The organism is Streptomyces misionensis (assembly GCF_007896895.1).
GTDB lineage: Bacteria > Actinomycetota > Actinomycetes > Streptomycetales > Streptomycetaceae > Streptomyces > Streptomyces misionensis_A.
Map to the genome: position 1 here is coordinate 1 of NZ_VOGW01000144.1, position 1,811 is coordinate 1,811.

Sequence of the window (1,811 nt, forward strand, 5' to 3'; positions counted from 1 at the left end):
GTCGTACCCGGCTCGACCGCGGCTCGGGCCGGGGCCGGGGAGGTCCGCTCATCACACGGCGGGCTTGATCAGGTATCCGGCGCCGCGCCGGGTGTGGATCATGGGTTCCCGCCCGGCGTCGATCTTCCGGCGCAGGTACGAGATGTACAGCTCCACCACGTTGGCCTGGCCGCCGAAGTCGTACGACCAGACGCGGTCCAGGATCTGCGCCTTGCTGAGCACGCGGCGCGGGTTGCGCATCAGGAAGCGCAGCAGCTCGAACTCGGTGGCGGTGAGGTGGATGGAGACACCGCCCCGGGTCACCTCGTGGCTGTCCTCGTCCAGGGTGAGGTCGCCCACGACGAGCACCGACTCGGACCGCCGGTCGGTCGCCCCGGACCTGCGGATCAGCCCGCGCAGCCGCGCCACGACCTCCTCCAGGCTGAACGGCTTGGTCACGTAGTCGTCGCCACCGGCGGTCAGCCCGGCGATCCGGTCCTCCACCGCGTCCTTGGCGGTCAGGAACAGCACCGGCACGTCCGGCAGTTCACGGCGCAGCCGGCCGAGGACGGCCAGCCCGTCCATGTCCGGCAGCATCATGTCGAGGACGACGGCGTCCGGCCGGAACTCCCGGGCCGTCTGCAGGGCGCCCTGCCCGTCACCCGCGCTTCTGATCTGCCAGCCCTCGTAGCGAAGGGCCATGCTCAGCAGTTCGGTGATCGACGTCTCGTCGTCCACCACCAGCACGCGGACCGGGCTCCCGTCCGGCCTCAGCAGTTCGGTGCGCCCCTGGGGCGAGGTCGTGGTCATGGCGGCCACCCTGTCGGGGTCCTCTGAGAAGAGCGTTTCACCAGTCTTGGTTTTCCCTGAGAAACACACAGCCGCCACTCAGCCAACCCCTGGGAAGCCCCTCAGAAGAGCCCGTCCTGCTCCTGGGTGAACTCCCTTACGGGAAAGCCCCGTACGTCGCCTCCCGCCGCGGCGGGCACAAGCCCCCACCCCCTGACCAGCCGGGTGTCGAGCACGACGATCCGTCCCTCCCGGACCTCCAGATGGAGATCGGGTCCGGCGGCGGCGACCAGCTCACCGCTCAGGCCGGCGCCCGGCAGGAGCCGCTCCACCTCCGCTCGGGCGCCCGGCCCCCGGTCGAGCCCGAAGGTCCGTACGTGGTCGACGATCACGCAGGGCTCGGGCCGCAGCGACTCCGGCCACTGCGCGAGCGCGACGGCCCGCCCGTGCAGTTCCCGCACCTCGGCGGCCCGGTCGTCCGCCGCCCTCGGCAGCAGCGCCCGCACCGCCCGCTTGTCGGCGTACGGAATCCGGTCCGGCACCCGCAGCGCGGCCCGCAGCAGTTCCTCGGTGCGCCGGGCGGCCATCAGCGGACCGGTCCCGAGCCAGCTGAAGCAGACGGCGCCCTGCTCCAGCAGCCGTGCCGGGCCCCGCTCCACGGCGGTGATCCCGACCTTGGCCATGCCGGGTCCGAACCAGGCGAGGTAGACGCGGTACGGACGGGGGTCGTCGGCGATCGTGTCGGCGGCCACCGAGTGCGCCCGGTCCAGGCGCGCGCACTCCTCACAGCGGGCGCCGGTACTGCGCGGGGACACGGGCGCCCGCGCCGGACAGGCATGGCCGCGCGCCCCGACGCAGGTCCGCCGGGCCCCTTCCGGCACGGTGAAGGCGACACGCTTCCCCCAGGCCAGGCGGCTGCTCCGCCCGCCCTCCCAGCCGAGCACGGGCCCCTCGGCGGACCAGCGAAGCCCGGCACACCTCCACATGGTTGCCATCACTGGTGAGGGTAGGGGGTGGGTCCGACAGTGGCCGTGGCGGCGCGT

The 1,811-nt window shown here is 72.9% G+C and carries 2 protein-coding genes; both read right to left on the minus strand.

Annotated elements, in window-relative coordinates; genetic code table 11:
- Positions 1–51: 51 nt before the first annotated feature.
- Positions 52–789 carry a response regulator transcription factor gene (locus tag FRZ03_RS24760; protein WP_186785590.1) on the minus strand — a complete coding sequence of 246 codons (738 nt, stop codon included), beginning with the start codon at positions 787–789 and terminating at the stop codon, positions 52–54.
- 101 nt (positions 790–890) lie between these two features.
- Positions 891–1,763 carry a DUF2797 domain-containing protein gene (locus FRZ03_RS24765; protein WP_146467350.1) on the minus strand — a complete coding sequence of 291 codons (873 nt, stop codon included), beginning with the start codon at positions 1,761–1,763 and terminating at the stop codon, positions 891–893.
- Positions 1,764–1,811 lie beyond the last annotated feature (48 nt).

Excerpts from the sequence above, each read along its gene's own strand:
- FRZ03_RS24760 (WP_186785590.1), bottom strand. The coding sequence starts at position 789 with ATGACCACGACCTCGCCCCAGGGGCGCACCGAACTGCTGAGGCCGGAC.
- FRZ03_RS24765 (WP_146467350.1), bottom strand. The coding sequence starts at position 1,763 with ATGGCAACCATGTGGAGGTGTGCCGGGCTTCGCTGGTCCGCCGAGGGG.